12 protein-coding genes are annotated in these 14,625 nt (G+C 42.9%); all 12 read left to right on the top strand.

Annotated elements, in window-relative coordinates; translation table 11 throughout:
• Nucleotides 1-58 precede the first annotated feature (58 nt).
• The 12 genes from liaF to serC all read left to right on the top strand — a co-directional run bounded on the left by liaF (nucleotide 59) and on the right by serC (nucleotide 14,573).
• A complete protein-coding gene (liaF, locus tag MFF31_RS23500; RefSeq protein ID WP_238191505.1) occupies nucleotides 59-1,075 on the top strand; it encodes a cell wall-active antibiotics response protein LiaF in 1,017 nt (338 codons plus the stop codon).
• A gap of 7 nt (nucleotides 1,076-1,082) precedes the next feature.
• A complete protein-coding gene (locus MFF31_RS23495; protein ID WP_238191503.1) occupies nucleotides 1,083-2,117 on the top strand; it encodes a sensor histidine kinase in 1,035 nt (344 codons plus the stop codon).
• The gene (locus MFF31_RS23490) at nucleotides 2,114-2,779 is read left to right on the top strand and encodes a response regulator (RefSeq protein WP_238191501.1); all 666 of its coding nucleotides are present in this window, start codon (nucleotides 2,114-2,116) and stop codon (nucleotides 2,777-2,779) included. Before MFF31_RS23495 ends, MFF31_RS23490 begins: the two co-directional genes overlap by 4 nt.
• Nucleotides 2,780-2,847: 68 nt before the next feature.
• Nucleotides 2,848-3,261: a YugN family protein gene (locus MFF31_RS23485; RefSeq protein ID WP_238191499.1), complete on the top strand. Its 414-nt coding sequence runs from the start codon at nucleotides 2,848-2,850 to the stop codon at nucleotides 3,259-3,261.
• Between the two features lie 277 nt (nucleotides 3,262-3,538).
• Nucleotides 3,539-5,098 carry an IS1182 family transposase gene (locus tag MFF31_RS23480; protein ID WP_238187063.1) on the top strand — a complete coding sequence of 520 codons (1,560 nt, stop codon included), beginning with the start codon at nucleotides 3,539-3,541 and terminating at the stop codon, nucleotides 5,096-5,098.
• Between the two features lie 299 nt (nucleotides 5,099-5,397).
• Nucleotides 5,398-6,990: a S1C family serine protease gene (locus MFF31_RS23475; protein ID WP_248565560.1), complete on the top strand. Its 1,593-nt coding sequence runs from the start codon at nucleotides 5,398-5,400 to the stop codon at nucleotides 6,988-6,990.
• Nucleotides 6,991-7,071: 81 nt separating this feature from the next.
• Nucleotides 7,072-7,764, top strand: coding sequence for a response regulator transcription factor (locus tag MFF31_RS23470; protein WP_238191496.1), 693 nt, complete (start codon nucleotides 7,072-7,074; stop codon nucleotides 7,762-7,764).
• 3 nt (nucleotides 7,765-7,767) lie between these two features.
• Nucleotides 7,768-9,276 carry a sensor histidine kinase gene (locus MFF31_RS23465; protein WP_238191495.1) on the top strand — a complete coding sequence of 503 codons (1,509 nt, stop codon included), beginning with the start codon at nucleotides 7,768-7,770 and terminating at the stop codon, nucleotides 9,274-9,276.
• Nucleotides 9,277-9,317: 41 nt separating this feature from the next.
• Nucleotides 9,318-10,295 (top strand): 4-hydroxy-3-methylbut-2-enyl diphosphate reductase, encoded by a 978-nt coding sequence (locus MFF31_RS23460; RefSeq protein ID WP_238191494.1) that lies wholly within the window; start codon nucleotides 9,318-9,320, stop codon nucleotides 10,293-10,295.
• A 251-nt stretch (nucleotides 10,296-10,546) separates the two neighbouring features.
• Entirely contained in the window at nucleotides 10,547-11,611 is a 1,065-nt protein-coding gene (gene aroF, locus MFF31_RS23455) for a 3-deoxy-7-phosphoheptulonate synthase (protein WP_238191493.1), read from the top strand.
• 248 nt (nucleotides 11,612-11,859) lie between these two features.
• Nucleotides 11,860-13,284: a type I glutamate--ammonia ligase gene (gene glnA / locus MFF31_RS23450; RefSeq protein ID WP_238191492.1), complete on the top strand. Its 1,425-nt coding sequence runs from the start codon at nucleotides 11,860-11,862 to the stop codon at nucleotides 13,282-13,284.
• A gap of 203 nt (nucleotides 13,285-13,487) precedes the next feature.
• A complete protein-coding gene (serC, locus tag MFF31_RS23445; RefSeq protein ID WP_238191491.1) occupies nucleotides 13,488-14,573 on the top strand; it encodes a 3-phosphoserine/phosphohydroxythreonine transaminase in 1,086 nt (361 codons plus the stop codon).
• Nucleotides 14,574-14,625 lie beyond the last annotated feature (52 nt).

Raw genomic sequence — 14,625 nt, 5'->3', positions numbered from 1 at the left:
AAGGTTATTATGTATACTAGTAGTATCAAACATGCAATTGTATAAGGAGTTGTGCAGTATGGGTGGAAATTTCGCAAACAGATTTTTTACTGGAAGCATCATCATAACCGTAGGCGTAATCTTTTTGCTGAAGCAGCTTGGTATTTTAACGATGGAGATTGGCGAAATGTTTTCAACGTTCTGGCCATGTATTCTTATATACTCTGGGGCGTCACAACTTCTTATGAGCGGTCGCAAAATCGGAGCCAGGTGGTTAGGAGTCGTTTTGATTTTTATTGGCGGTATCTTTTTGGGTAATAATTTAGGATTGTTTTTTTGGTCCATCGGCGATGTAATCCCATATCTGATTCCTTTTATTATTATATTTGTAGGTCTTCGGATGATTTGGAGACCACGCTCTAAGCCGCAAGATCCTCCGTCAGATGAATGGAAGTCCTATCGTCCTTATGCAGACGAATCGGAGGTGCCGCCTGCTCCGCCATTACATCCCGATCCAAATGGAATAAGCAGCTTTCATGATGAAGATGAGGAGAGCGAAAGGGAGGGCTCAAGTTTCACAGATGAGTTTACTAAAAGTAACTCCTATGACGAGGACTTGCAGCAAGAATATGGAAAACAAAAAAGACGTAAAGTAAAGCAACGCTTAGATGAGCGTAATAAAGAGCATGTTGAGTATTGGAATTCAAATGATCCAAGTGTAATCAATCGTTCTGGTTTTATTGGTGATATCCATATGGGGCATGATCATTGGGAGCTGAAACCAATTAATATCACTCATTTTATCGGAGACACAGTACTTGATTTAACGAAGGCTCAGATTCCTTTTGGTGAGACAAAAATTAATATAACTTCTTTTCTTGGGGACGTAAAAGTGTATGTACCTAATGACTATGAGCTAGGTGTTCGTGTTGTGTCCAACGCTTTTATGGGTGATGTAAAAATATTAGGTCAAAAGGAAGGCGGCATCTTTACAAGCGTAGACACAAAGTCACCAAGATATAAGGATTCAGACAAAAAGATCAAGCTTATCGTCAGTACTTTTATCGGCGATACGCGTGTAACGAAGGTAGGGTAACAGAGCGATGATGGTTCGATTTTTGCGCAGTGGGAAATGGGAACTTATCAGTATGTTCGTTATTGCTTCCACCGTATCCGTATTACTTGCATTCGTACTATGGTATTTGATGATGGATCATGCTGGATTGCTGGAACTCAAGCTTTGGTCAGGTATGGTCGTTCTGATTGTAAGCGGTGCTTTCGGCTATTGGGCGGCACAACGGTTTGGTGGTCGGATGGACACACTTCATCTTTCGCTTAAGCAAGCTGTAAATGGAAACTTCGAAGCGCGAATAGCAGATGATGGACATCATTCCTTTGTACCTGTTTACAGGGAGTTCAATGAGCTTGCAGAGCAAATGGAAGAGAAGATGCTGACACTACAGCGAATGGGTGAACAAAATATACTACAGGAGTCGGCGTCAAATGAGGCCGCCGTATTGGAAGAGCGGAAACGGTTAGCCCGCGATTTGCACGATACGGTTAGTCAGCAATTATTCGCTATTCATATGTGTGCTTCATCTCTTCCCAAGCTGCAGCAAGTTGATCATGAGCGATCCGTCGCCGTATTGGAGCAACTCATACAAATGTCTAATCTAGCTCAGAAACAAATGCGAAATTTCATTTCTCAGCTAAGACCGATGGAGCTCGAAGGCAGGACACTGCAAGAAGCACTTGATAAGTGGTTTCCTGATTTCTGTCGTCAGAATAGCCTTCAGGGTGTTCTAGAATGGCGACTAACGGAGCAGCTCAGTGAGGCTAAGGAGCATCAGCTATTTTTAATCGTTCAAGAAGCTATGGCAAATGTAGTGAAACATGCGCGGGCAGTTAGCTGCACACTGACGCTTGCAGATACGGAGCGTCAGGTTGTGATGATGCTTGCTGATGATGGAGCGGGCTTTAGGGTTGATACAGTTAAGCCAGGATCTTACGGATTATCTACGATGCAAGAACGTGCTCAGAAGCTTGGTGGAACAGCTGATATTGTAAGTAAAGTGGGCAGTGGGACAAGAATTAAAGTAACGATACCTAAGATATATCGAGGAGAGCAGAATCGATGAGTGGACAGGGTACGATAAAAATAATGATTGTTGATGATCATGATATGGTCAGGATTGGCTTGCGCACCTACTTGATGCTAGAGCCTAAGTTTGAGGTTATAGCTGAAGCAAGCAATGGTAATGAGGCGTTGAAGTGGCTTAATGGAAGTAACGAGGAAGATCGACCTCATATTATACTTATGGATTTGATGATGCCTGAGATGGACGGCATAGAAACGACAAGAGCAATTATTGCTAAGTATGATGCAATCAAAATCGTGATGCTGACGAGTTTTCTTGAAGATGATAAAGTATATTCTGCAATTGAAGCTGGAGCAGTAAGTTATGTGCTCAAGACTGTTTCTGCAGAGGAACTTATTTACGCTATCAACGGAGCATACAAAGGTATGCCAGTAATGACGACAGATGTTTCGCAAGCCCTTACAAGAGGATTACGACAACGTACTGCTCAGTCAGGTGACGAAGGATTAACGGAGCGGGAAAAGGAAGTTTTGCTGCTAATCGCTGACGGACAGTCAAACAAAGAGATTGCAGATGAACTTCATATCAGTATTAAAACGGTAAAAACACATGTTAGCAACCTTCTAATGAAATGCGAGCTGGACGATCGGACACAACTAGCTGTACTCGCCCATCGCAAAGGTTGGGCTAATCGCACATAAGAGAGGCGTGATACGGGCATACTACCCTATAGCAGATAACATAAGCTAGGAGTAGGAGGTTTGTAACGATGATTCCCATCTCGTCCAATATAGAGGGCAAACAAAAAAGATTGACAGAAATACAAGGAGATTTGGCATTACATAAGTTCACACTTGGCGGCAATTGGGATTATAACAGAGGTTCTTTCGACCGAGCGCTAGATAATGAAAACAAAGTGTGGCTAAGAATTCCTTTTCAAGTTACGGACGGTCATTTGGATAGTGAGCAGTCAGAAAGTATTGCTCATATTCGTTTTGAGCAGCCATATGTATTAAAACATCTTTATAACGAAGGCAATGATCCCGAAGCGTCTGTAAGGGTTGTAGGAGCTATGTTTGATCAGTTCCAGTCCCCTGTAAATCCTGATGCAGATATAGAACAGCATTGGATAGAACGAGGAACAGAACTGATGCGTGAAGTTGAAACAACGATTTCTTTTTAGGGGCTATTATAAGCATTAATAATTGGTGTGGTTGACGTTACTTCTCTAATAGTCGATCCATTTCAGGTTGTAGTGTGAGGCGTGTTCGTAATTATGCAGTTCTTATGGCATTTTAGAACATTAATCATTCGACCAATATACAAAAAAATGAAGGGGCTGTCCCAAAAGGTCATAAAGTGACCTGAGGGACAGCTTTTTTTGTTCTGAATAAACAAAAAGAAATCGCTTTTTGGTAAAATGGAGGTACCACCCAACCATTCCAAAAGGAGCGATTTCTTTGTACATTCAATATACCATGGACCAACTTACCCTGCCAATGGATTTGGAGGATGACATTCCTCAAAATCACCTCGTGCGTATTGTAAATGCCGCTGTGAACCGACTTAGCGACAGGATCTTTGCCTCCGCATACCCTGGTGGCGGCCGAGATAGCTACCACCCCAAAATGCTCACCAAAGTTATTGTTTATGCCTACACCCAGCGGATCTACTCGTCTCGACAAATCGCTAAAGCGGTCCGTGAAAACGTCATGTTTATGTGGATTGCAGGCAGACAACAGCCGGACTTTCGCACCATCAACCGTTTCCGTTCTGAACGTATGAAGACGGTGCTCGAGACCGTCTTCACCGCCGTTCTACAATTTCTGGCTGAGGAGAAATACGTGCGGCTTGAACATTACTTTGTCGACGGAACCAAGATTGAAGCTAACGCCAATCGCTATACGTTTGTCTGGGGCAAAGCGGTGGTGAAACAGAAGGCGAGGCTGCAGGAGAAAGTCCAGACTTTGTTCGCTACCATTGAAGAATCTGAGCGTCAGGAAGAGCAAGAACATCACGGATGGGATCTTCCTGAACTCGGCGAGTCCACACAGATCACCAGCGAAAAGCTGGAAGAGGCTGTAAAGCAGCTAGAGGAGCAACTACAAGAGAAACCTAAGGACAAGCCATTGAAAAAAACAGTTCGGGCAATCCGCAAAGACCTCCTCCCCCGCTTGCAAAAATACGAAGTACAGCAGGAGATTCTCGGAGATCGTAATAGCTTCAGCAAGACCGATACCGACGCTACTTTCATGCGAATGAAAGAAGATCACATGCGTAATGGCCAGCTCAAACCTGGCTACAATGTACAGATCGGAACGGAAAACCAGTTCATTATCGGCTACAGTTTGCACCAGCGCCCGACAGACACACGTTGCCTCAAGCCCCACTTAGAGAAGGTAAAAGCAACTCTGGGAAATATACCGAAAACAGTTATCGCGGACGCAGGATACGGCGGGGAAGAAAATTACGCTTACTTGGAAAACGAACAACTAGAAACAGTGGTGAAGTACAGCACATACCACAAGGAAAAATCGAAGAAGTGGAAGCAAGATATCAGTAAGTTGGATAACTGGCAGTATGACGAAGCCGAAGACATATGGACGTGCGCTGCTGGGCGTAACCTACTATTTCGCTATGAAAGTAAGGAAACGACAGAAAGCGGATATGAGTTACGGAAGCGCCACTACCGAAGCGAAAACTGCGAAGGCTGTCCGCTCAAAGAGGCTTGTACAAAAGCCAAAGGAAACCGAGAAATCAGCGTGAGCCTGAAGTATCTGCGTTACAAGAAACAAATACGCGAGAAACTCAAGAGCGAGGAAGGGTATGCGCTGTCGGTTCGAAGAATGATCGAACCGGAAAGCGTATTTGGACAACTGAAAAACAACCGGGGATTCCGGCGTTTTCTGCTTCGAGGCCTGCCGAAAGTAAGCCTTGAGGTCGGGTGGCTTTCGCTCGCCCACAATCTGCTCAAGAAGGCGGCAATAGACCAAAAGCCAGAAATGGCGGTGCAGGGATAACCTCCCTAGCACCGCCATTTCCTTATTTTCTCCCATTTTTCATCATGCGAGCTGTTTCATGAAGTAAGTATTTATACTTTTGAGACAGCTCCTTCATTTTTTGCACTAATAAATTCATTAATTTTAATATATTATTGAGCTTATATTTATGTTCCATTTGCTATTTCGTTTATTTTGGGGCTGTAAAAGGTGAGTGAAAAAGTTTATAGTAGACACTTCACGAGTGTAAAATTATCTAGGATTCAGGTGTAATTAAGATTGTTTTAAGGTAGAATGTGCATGATAGAACTAACAAATAAATGTATATGCAAAGCGAATATGAATTAGCCGATTGGGGGAGAACGTATATGGATGATCAGAACAACAAAAAGGGGTATGACGACTTCTTTAATTCAGAAGATTCAAATCGTACAGATGAAACGAATGAGTCTAATAGAATAAACGAGAGTGAAACAAAACCATCTTATTATTATGCATACGGGCCAAAATCAAATGAGAATAGGGGACATGTTAGTCATCAGGAAGGCAATATGGCCTCAGGATCAACAGAGGGTTCTGTAAATGGATCGCAGCCACCGCAACTTAGAACGTTTACAACGACTCATGCAGCAGGCAACACTGGATGGAAAGTGAAGGAGAAGCGTGGCACATCATTTAAGTCCATTTTCCTCTCATTCCTTGCAGGTATGCTCGTGGTAGGGGGACTTATGTATAGTGCTGACACACGTAATTGGTTCTCATCAGGAGGAGCAGTAGAAACAACTAAATCGGGTTCTAATGGCTCAGGTTCCACTGTAACATCACCATCTAGTAATGGTGGATCAGCAACTACAGCAGTTGGACGTCCCGATAACATTGCTAAGTTATTTGAGACAGCTAGTCCAGCAGTAGTTAAAATCGAGACATTTGTGAGCACGCAGTCAAACGGTGGCGGCAGCGGCAGTATTTTAGATGATCCATTTTTCCGTCAGTTTTTCGGTGGCAACGGCCCTGAAAGAACACAACCAGAGCAAGAACAGGGAGGCCAGATGCAGCAAGTAGGCGCTGGAACTGGATTTTTCTTTGATCAGGAAGGTTACATTTTAACCAATCAGCACGTCATTGGAGATGCAGCAGAAATTAAAATTACGGTTCAGGGGTATGACAAGCCATTTACGGCTGAACTACTTGGTTCCAGCTATGAGCTTGATCTAGCTGTTGTGAAGATTAAAGGAGATAAGCCTTTCCCGACGCTTCCGTTAGGTGACTCTGACAAAATAAACATTGGCGATTGGGTAATAGCGATCGGTAATCCATACGGATTCGATCACACGATTACGGCAGGTGTGCTTAGTGCCAAGGAACGTCCAATCGATATTCAAGATGCGAATGGCGAACGGAATTACAAACATTTATTACAGACGGATGCCTCCATTAATCCAGGTAACTCCGGTGGTCCATTGCTTAATGTGAATGGTGAAGTTATTGGTATGAATACCGCTGTAAGTGCACAGGCTCAAGGTATCGGCTTTGCAATTCCAACGAGTACTATTCTTGGAGTGCTTGATAATCTTAAGTCGAACAAAGAGGTTCCGAAAGAGCCTGCACCATTTATTGGTGCTGAACTAATAAATATGACAGAGGAATATGCGAAGCAACTTGGTCTAGAGAAGGTAGAAGGGTCAATTGTGAAAAGCGTATACTATAACTCTCCAGCTTATCTCGCTGATTTAAAGGCTTATGATGTTATTCTTGGTCTTGGCGGCAAAAAGTTCACTACAAGTGAGTCACTTATTAAAGAAATTCAATCTAAAAAGGTCGGCGAGAAGGTCGAGTTTAACATTTTCCGTCAAGGAAAAGAGATAAATATTGAAGTCGAAATCGGCGACAGGAACGTGTTTGGACTTGAATAAGCTGAGTCATTAATTCATGCTTAAAAAAAGCGCAGAGTTTGTTGTCTCTGCGCTTTTTTGTAACGAAGAGGAGGATATTTGTTGAGAGCACATATCGTGGTAGTAGACGATGATGAAAAAATTATTTCAATGCTGCGCCGCAGCTTAGCTTTTGAGGGGTATGAGGTGACTACAGCCTCTAACGGTGTTGAGGGATTAAAGGTGCTGCTCAATATAGAGCCTGACTTACTAATATTAGATGTCATGATGCCTCAGATTGACGGATGGGAAGTTTGTCGTAGAGTGAGAGAGAGCGGCAGCTCCGTTCCGATTATGATGCTGACTGCCAAGGATGATGTCATTGATCGTGTGAAGGGACTTGACCTTGGTTCTGATGATTACGTCGTAAAACCTTTTGCACTAGAGGAACTGCTTGCTAGAGTACGGGCATTGCTTCGCAGAAAATCGGACAAGCTTGAAGATACAAGCAATCAATTGTCATTCGATGATTTGGTTCTGGATATGGATGCGAGGGAAGCTGTCCGCTTTGGCAGACGAATCGAGCTTACGAGCAAAGAATATGATTTGATGCTTCTATTTATGCAAAATCCTCGTCGTGTTTTGACGCGAGACGCGATTATGGAGAGAATATGGGGTTACGATTTTAGCGGAGAATCTAATGTTCTTGAGGTATATATTGCAATGTTGCGCCAGAAGCTTGAGGATGGCGGTGGCAAACGAGTCATTCAGACTGTTCGTGGTACAGGTTATGTGCTCAGAGGAGAGGCGGGATAAGGAATGTCTATTCGGCTTCGTCTAACATTATGGTATTCAGGCCTGCTTGCGGTAACGCTGCTCGTATTCGGGATAATTGTGTATTCATTTATTAATTGGACGATGTACGATGATCTTCGAGAACAAGTAAAAAGGCAAAGTGATAATCTGGGAATTAATGCACAGTACTATTTTAATACGCTAAATCTCGATATTGATCAACGAATTGAAGATAAAGATATATATATACAGTTAGTTAATTACCGGGAAGGAGATATTCGCCAATCTAGCAATTTAAAGAAGCAAGATATCGTAATTCCTTTCCCAAAGGCATCTACTAACCCCCAAGATGATTTTGTACAGATACCACTAAGTATTGGGAAGTCAAAATATTCTATGGTCACTTACCAGAGGCCACTTACAATCGAAAATGAGCTAGTTGGATTGTTACAGGTTGGGGCCATTGCATACACGGAAGAAAAGTTTTTGGGTGGACTACGCACAACACTTATTTTCTCTTCATTGGTTGTCGTTTTAATCGCCTTTACGGTTGGGCTCGTAATTGCACGTCAAGCTTTACGTCCCATTGGTCGAGTTATACGGGCAACACAACAGATCGAGAAGGGATCAGATCTTAGTGTGCGAATTCCTTTGGAAGGTCCTAAGGATGAGATCGGATTGTTAGTGAATACGCTCAACTCTATGCTCTCAAGGCTGGAAAAAGCATATAATGAGCTTGATGAAGCGTATATGGCACAGAGAAGGTTCGTATCTGATGCTTCACATGAACTGCGTACGCCACTTACGACAATTAGAGGCAACATTGATTTGCTGGAGAAGATGTGGAGCAGGGCTGAGCCATCTAACCTCCCTTCGGGCGGCACAGAAGGATTGATTCTAAATGCTGACCATTGGAATTTGTCGAACGAGGCAATGTCAGATATTTCGGCAGAAGCGAAACGAATGAGCAGCTTAGTGGGTGATTTACTTTCACTTGCTCGTGCTGATGCGGGGCATACGATGGAAAAGCAACGACTTGATCTGTATTCTTTGACAGAGGAGGTTGTGCGCAGAGCTCAATTGTTACCTCGTACCGCGGAATGGCGAGAAGGTGATTTAACTATGCTTGAAGGGTTCCATGTGAATGGAAGTCACAATTATTTACAGCAACTGCTATTTATTTTTATCGAAAATGCGTTTAAATACACGCCAAGCGGCTATGTGGAACTTAGTTCTATTCGAAATGACGATCACATTGGGTGGATTATTAAGGACACAGGCATTGGCATGGACCCAAAAGAGATTCCACATATTTTTGACCGCTTCTACAGAGCTGATGAATCACGTGGAGTAACAGTTGGCACGGGTCTTGGTTTATCGATTGCAAAGTGGATTTTGGATGAGCATAATGGGTCTGTTGAAGTCGTTACTCGGGTGAATGAAGGTTCTATATTCACGATTTGGTTACCTATAGACTTTTCTGAGAGCGGAGATTCGTCTATAATGAAAGAAACAGACTTAGTAGAGGGATAGTTTTCCTTATTCAGCGGTTTGTCAGAAAGCAGGTGCAAGAGATGGAAATAGTGAAAATATCGCCGCGAGGCTATTGCTATGGGGTTGTCGATGCAATGGTGCTTGCTTTGCAAACGGCCAAAAACTTGGAATTACCAAGACCTATTTATATTCTTGGTATGATTGTTCATAATGCACATGTGACGGATGCCTTCGAGAAAGAAGGAGTCATTACGCTAGATGGTGCTAATCGGCTCGAAATTTTGGATCAGATACAAGAAGGAACAGTTATTTTCACTGCCCATGGCGTATCACCAGAAGTTCGTCAACTTGCGAGGGCGAAGGGATTATCTGTCGTTGATGCGACATGTCCCGATGTTACGAAGACACATGATCTAATCCGTGACAAAACAGCGGAAGGTTATCATATTATTTATATCGGCAAAAAAAATCACCCTGAGCCTGAAGGTGCAGTTGGTGTTGCTCCGGACCTTGTTCATCTCATCGAGACCGAAGAGGAAATTGAACATCTTCAAGTACCGGAAGGTCGCATTATTATTACAAATCAAACGACGATGTCCCAATGGGATATTCGCATCATTATAAAAAAGCTAGTGGAGAAATATCCACACGCAGAGGTGCATAATGAGATTTGTTTGGCGACTCAAGTACGCCAAGAGGCAGTAGCTGATCAAGCAGGTACTGCACAGCTTTGTATAGTAGTTGGCGACCCGCGCAGTAATAACTCTAATCGTCTAGCACAGGTTTCAGAGGAGATCGCAGGTGTGAAGGCTTATAGAGTTTCTGATGTTAGTGAAATTGAGCAAGAATGGCTTTATGGTTTGGATCGTGTAGCAGTTACTTCAGGGGCATCTACGCCTACACCACTTACGAAGGAAGTTATTGCGTATTTGGAACAATATGACTACCGCGATCCTTCAACATGGGAAATTGTAAGAACCGTCAATATGAACAAGCTGCTTCCTAATATTCGCGTGAAATCAGCTGAGCCTAAGGAAACAGCTACTAATCCATCATAAATTTATTTGTGATAAGTGGCTTAGTTGCCTGCAAATCAGTCGTTCCAACTTGGAACGATAGATTTGCAGGCTTTTTTTTCTAGCTCAAATCAGCAAAGAAGGGGTTGACTAGTAGCTTGAAATTCGGTATATTTACTTTAGCGATTAAAAGCATAAAAGCCAAAAAGCATAAAAGCGCGAAAGTGATTTATTGGAATGAAGCAAAACCCTGATTAAATTATAAATAGTGGATAATATAAGGAGAGATAACTATGATCGCCATAACAAAATCAAATATTGAAGAGAACCGTATCCAAGAAATTGTTGCCCATATTGAAAACGCTGGCGTGCAGGCGCATGTATCAGTAGGAACGGATCGTACAGTAATCGGAATTATTGGAAATGCTGATCCGACACTTGCAGAGCAGCTGCGCCAAATGAAAGGTGTAGATAACGTGGTCAAGATTTCTAAATCCTACAAATTGGCAAGTCGTGACTTTCATCCTGACGACACAATTATAGATATTAAAGGTGTACAAATTGGTGGTAAAAACCTAGTCGTTATGGGTGGGCCATGTGCCGTAGAAACAGCAGAACAAATCGATGAGATTGCAAGACTTGTGAAGGCAGCGGGTGGACAAGTGCTGCGTGGTGGTGCATTTAAGCCAAGAACAGGACCTTACAGCTTCCAAGGTGTGGGTGTTGAAGGATTAGTGATGATGGCTGAAGCTGGCAAGAGGCACGGTCTTTTAACGATAACAGAGGTTATGACACCAGAATATGTGGATGTGTGTGCTGAGTACGCCGATATTTTGCAAGTTGGTACCCGTAATATGCAGAACTTTGATTTGCTGCGTAAATTGGGGACAATTCAAACACCAGTACTGCTTAAGAGAGGTTTCAGTTCAACCTATGATGAGTTTTTGAATGCAGCAGAATATATTTTGGCGGGGGGAAATCCTAACGTCATGCTTTGTGAGCGAGGCATCAGAACATTTGAGACATATACAAGAAATACGCTGGACCTAACGGCAATACCAGTACTGCAATCACTTAGCCATTTACCTGTTATTTCTGATCCTAGCCATGGGACGGGCCGTCGTGAACTTGTTGAGCCAATGTCAAAAGCATCTGTAGCAGCAGGAGCTAACGGGCTGATTGTCGAGATGCACACTGATCCCGACAATTCAATGACCGGTGACGGTGTGCAATCGTTATTCCCTGATCAGTTTGCAGCTTTGTTAAAAGATCTTGCGTTGCTTGCCCCAATTGTGGGCAAGGAATTTAATACTGACAAATCACCTTCTGAAGCGTTCAAGGAATGGAAAATCGTCTAGTATCAATAAATTTATCCGCCTTCCGTTCGTTAAGGGAGGCGGTTTTTTTATGAATACCCGCGAAAACGCTCTCATTTTTACTGGAATAAGATTGCTGTTAGTTTTCCTGACATGAAACAAAAAAATACCTGACATGGCTATTGACGGAGGTTGAAATCTAGTTTTATAATAACGACATGGATTAGAGAGATTTTATGAACATTGGATACTCAAACATCAAATAATGTTCGGAAATGGAGGAAGTTTAGATGTCAGTTCAAAAAGTTTTGGAGCAAATCAAAGAAAATAACATTCAGTTCGTAGATTTCCGTTTTGTAGATCTTTCCGGAGGTGCTCATCACATCACGTTGCCTGCTACAGAGGTTGACGCTGATACTTTCGTGAACGGCGTAGCATTCGACGGCTCCTCAATCCCTGGCTTCCGCGGTATCGAAGAATCCGATATGGTTATGATGCCAGATACAGATTCCGTATTCATTGATCCTTTTACGAGTCATCCAACACTAAACGTAATGTGTAACATTCATACTCCAGATGGTCAGCGTTATGATCGCGATCCGCGTAGTATCGCTCAAAGAGCTGAAGAGTATTTGCAAACAACTGGAATCGGTACGACAGCATTTTTTGCACCAGAATCCGAGTTTTTCATTTTCGACGATGTTCGCTATGAAAGCTCGATGCACACTTCTTACTACTCAGTAGATTCCGAAGAAGCAGCATGGAATACTGGCAAAAAAGAAGAAGGCGGCAACCTGGGCTTTAAAATTCCTGTAAAAGGTGGCTATGTTCCAGTAGCTCCATTCGACTCCCAACAAGATATCCGTAGCGAAATGGTTCGTTTGATGCAAGAATCCGGCCTTCGCGTAGAACGTCATCACCATGAAGTTTCTACTGCAGGTTCTGCTGAAATCAACTTCCGCTTCGATACTCTAACTAAAACAGCTGATAACCTACTAAAATATAAATACATTATCCATAACGTAGCTCGTCAATGGGGCAAAGTAGCAACATTTATGCCAAAACCATTGTTCGGTGACAACGGAAGCGGTATGCACGTTCATACTTCCATCTTCGATGGCGACACTCCATTGTTCTACGATAACAAAGAGTACGCTAACCTAAGCAAAATGGCTATGAGCTACATTGCAGGCGTTTTGTATCATGCTCCTGCATTGATCGCAATCACGAACCCAAGTACAAACTCATTCAAACGTCTAGTACCTGGCTACGAAGCACCAGTTAACCTTGTATTCTCTAAAGGTAACCGTTCTGCTGCTGTTCGTATTCCAATCGCTGCTGTAACGCCAAAAGGCTGTCGTATCGAATTCCGTACTCCGGATTCCACGGCTAACCCTTACCTAGCTTTCGCAGCAATGTTGCTTGCTGGTCTTGATGGCATTAAGAAAGGTCTTGATCCTGTTGCACTTGGATACGGACCATTCGACAAAAACATCTATGATCTTCCAGAAGAAGAGAAAAAAGAAATCCGCAGCGTACCTGCATCTCTTGAAGAAGCGCTTGACGCTCTTGAAGCAGATTCCGGTTTCCTTACAGAAAGCGGCGTATTTACTCAAGACTTCATCGATAACTATGTTGCACTTAAACGTTCTGAAGCGAAAGCAGTTGCAATCCGCATTCATCCACATGAGTTCAGCCTATACTTCGGTTGCTAATCTCAATCTAGTAAATAAAGAAACGAGTCCCATCGGGCTCGTTTCTTTTCTATATACAAGAATCTAAATCCGAATATTTGATGAAGAAAGTCAGCCGTATGTTCGACTTTTTCCATATATTATTTACTTTCTACTTGATGCAGTCGTTCAAAATTGCTATTATATCGATATCATACAAAAAGAAGAAGGGTGGAGACGTAAGGATGACACGTGCATATAACTTTAACGCAGGACCAGCTGCATTACCTTTGGAAGTGTTACAGCAAGCTCAAGAGCAATTCGTAGATTTTCAGGGTGCAGGCATGTCTATTATGGAGATGTCCCACAGAAGCCCAACGTACGAGCAAGTTAATAATGAGGCGCAGTCACTTTTACGTCAGTTATATGGCATTCCAGACAACTATCACGTTCTTTTTCTTCAAGGTGGAGCAAGCACACAATTCGCTATGTTACCAATGAACTTATTGCGTGACGGACACCCAGCTGCATATGTTCATACAGGTGCATGGGCGGATAAAGCGATTAAAGAGTCAAAATTAATTGGAGAAACAGTTGTTGCCGCTACGACAGCGTCCGACAATTTTATGCGTATGCCTAGTCTTTCAGAAATTGTAGTGCCTTCGAACGCTTCATACCTTCATTTGACTTCAAATGAAACAATCGGCGGAACTCAGTTCCATGAGTTTCCTGACACGGGGGATATACCGCTTATCGTAGATATGTCGAGCGACATTTTAAGCCGTCCGGTAGATGTAAGTAAATTTGGAGTTATCTATGCAGGTGCACAAAAAAATCTAGGTCCTTCAGGTGTGACGCTTGTTATTATTCGGGACGATTTGGCAAAAGACAGCCCGAAGTCGATTCCTGCGATGTTACGTTACGATACACATGCGAAAAGTAATTCTTTATATAATACACCGCCATCTTTTTCTGTTTATATGGTCGGTCTAATGTTGAACTGGATTAAGAGCAAGGGCGGCGTCGCACAAATTGAGCAATTCAACCGCGACAAAACGAAACTTATTTATGATGCAATTGATGGCAGCGGAGGTTTCTATCAAGGCTGTGCGCAGGAGCAAAGTCGTTCATTAATGAATATTACTTTCCGTTTAGGCAATGAAGAATTGGAAAAGAAATTTATTAAAGAATCGGAAGCAGAAGGTTTTGTTGGTTTGAAGGGACATCGAGATGTAGGTGGACTACGTGCCTCCACTTATAATGCAGTTCCGCTTGAGAGCTGCCAAGCACTTGCACAATTTATGACACATTTCCAGAAACAAAACGGTTAATGCTCAATTTATAACAAAACGCCCGATCATCGATAGACCGATGATCGGGCGT

Origin of the sequence: Paenibacillus sp. L3-i20, assembly GCF_022180385.2 — a bacterium.
In the GTDB taxonomy this organism is placed as follows: domain Bacteria; phylum Bacillota; class Bacilli; order Paenibacillales; family Paenibacillaceae; genus Pristimantibacillus.
Note: the sequence above shows the minus strand (reverse complement) of the source record. Positions and strands in the feature narration are given on the sequence as shown.

Excerpts from the sequence above, each read along its gene's own strand:
- liaF (WP_238191505.1), top strand. The coding sequence starts at position 59 with ATGGGTGGAAATTTCGCAAACAGATTTTTTACTGGAAGCATCATCATA.
- MFF31_RS23495 (WP_238191503.1), top strand. The coding sequence starts at position 1,083 with ATGATGGTTCGATTTTTGCGCAGTGGGAAATGGGAACTTATCAGTATG.
- MFF31_RS23490 (WP_238191501.1), top strand. The coding sequence starts at position 2,114 with ATGAGTGGACAGGGTACGATAAAAATAATGATTGTTGATGATCATGAT.
- MFF31_RS23485 (WP_238191499.1), top strand. The coding sequence starts at position 2,848 with ATGATTCCCATCTCGTCCAATATAGAGGGCAAACAAAAAAGATTGACA.
- MFF31_RS23475 (WP_248565560.1), top strand. The coding sequence starts at position 5,398 with ATGTATATGCAAAGCGAATATGAATTAGCCGATTGGGGGAGAACGTAT.
- MFF31_RS23465 (WP_238191495.1), top strand. The coding sequence starts at position 7,768 with ATGTCTATTCGGCTTCGTCTAACATTATGGTATTCAGGCCTGCTTGCG.
- MFF31_RS23460 (WP_238191494.1), top strand. The coding sequence starts at position 9,318 with ATGGAAATAGTGAAAATATCGCCGCGAGGCTATTGCTATGGGGTTGTC.
- aroF (WP_238191493.1), top strand. The coding sequence starts at position 10,547 with ATGATCGCCATAACAAAATCAAATATTGAAGAGAACCGTATCCAAGAA.
- glnA (WP_238191492.1), top strand. The coding sequence starts at position 11,860 with ATGTCAGTTCAAAAAGTTTTGGAGCAAATCAAAGAAAATAACATTCAG.
- serC (WP_238191491.1), top strand. The coding sequence starts at position 13,488 with ATGACACGTGCATATAACTTTAACGCAGGACCAGCTGCATTACCTTTG.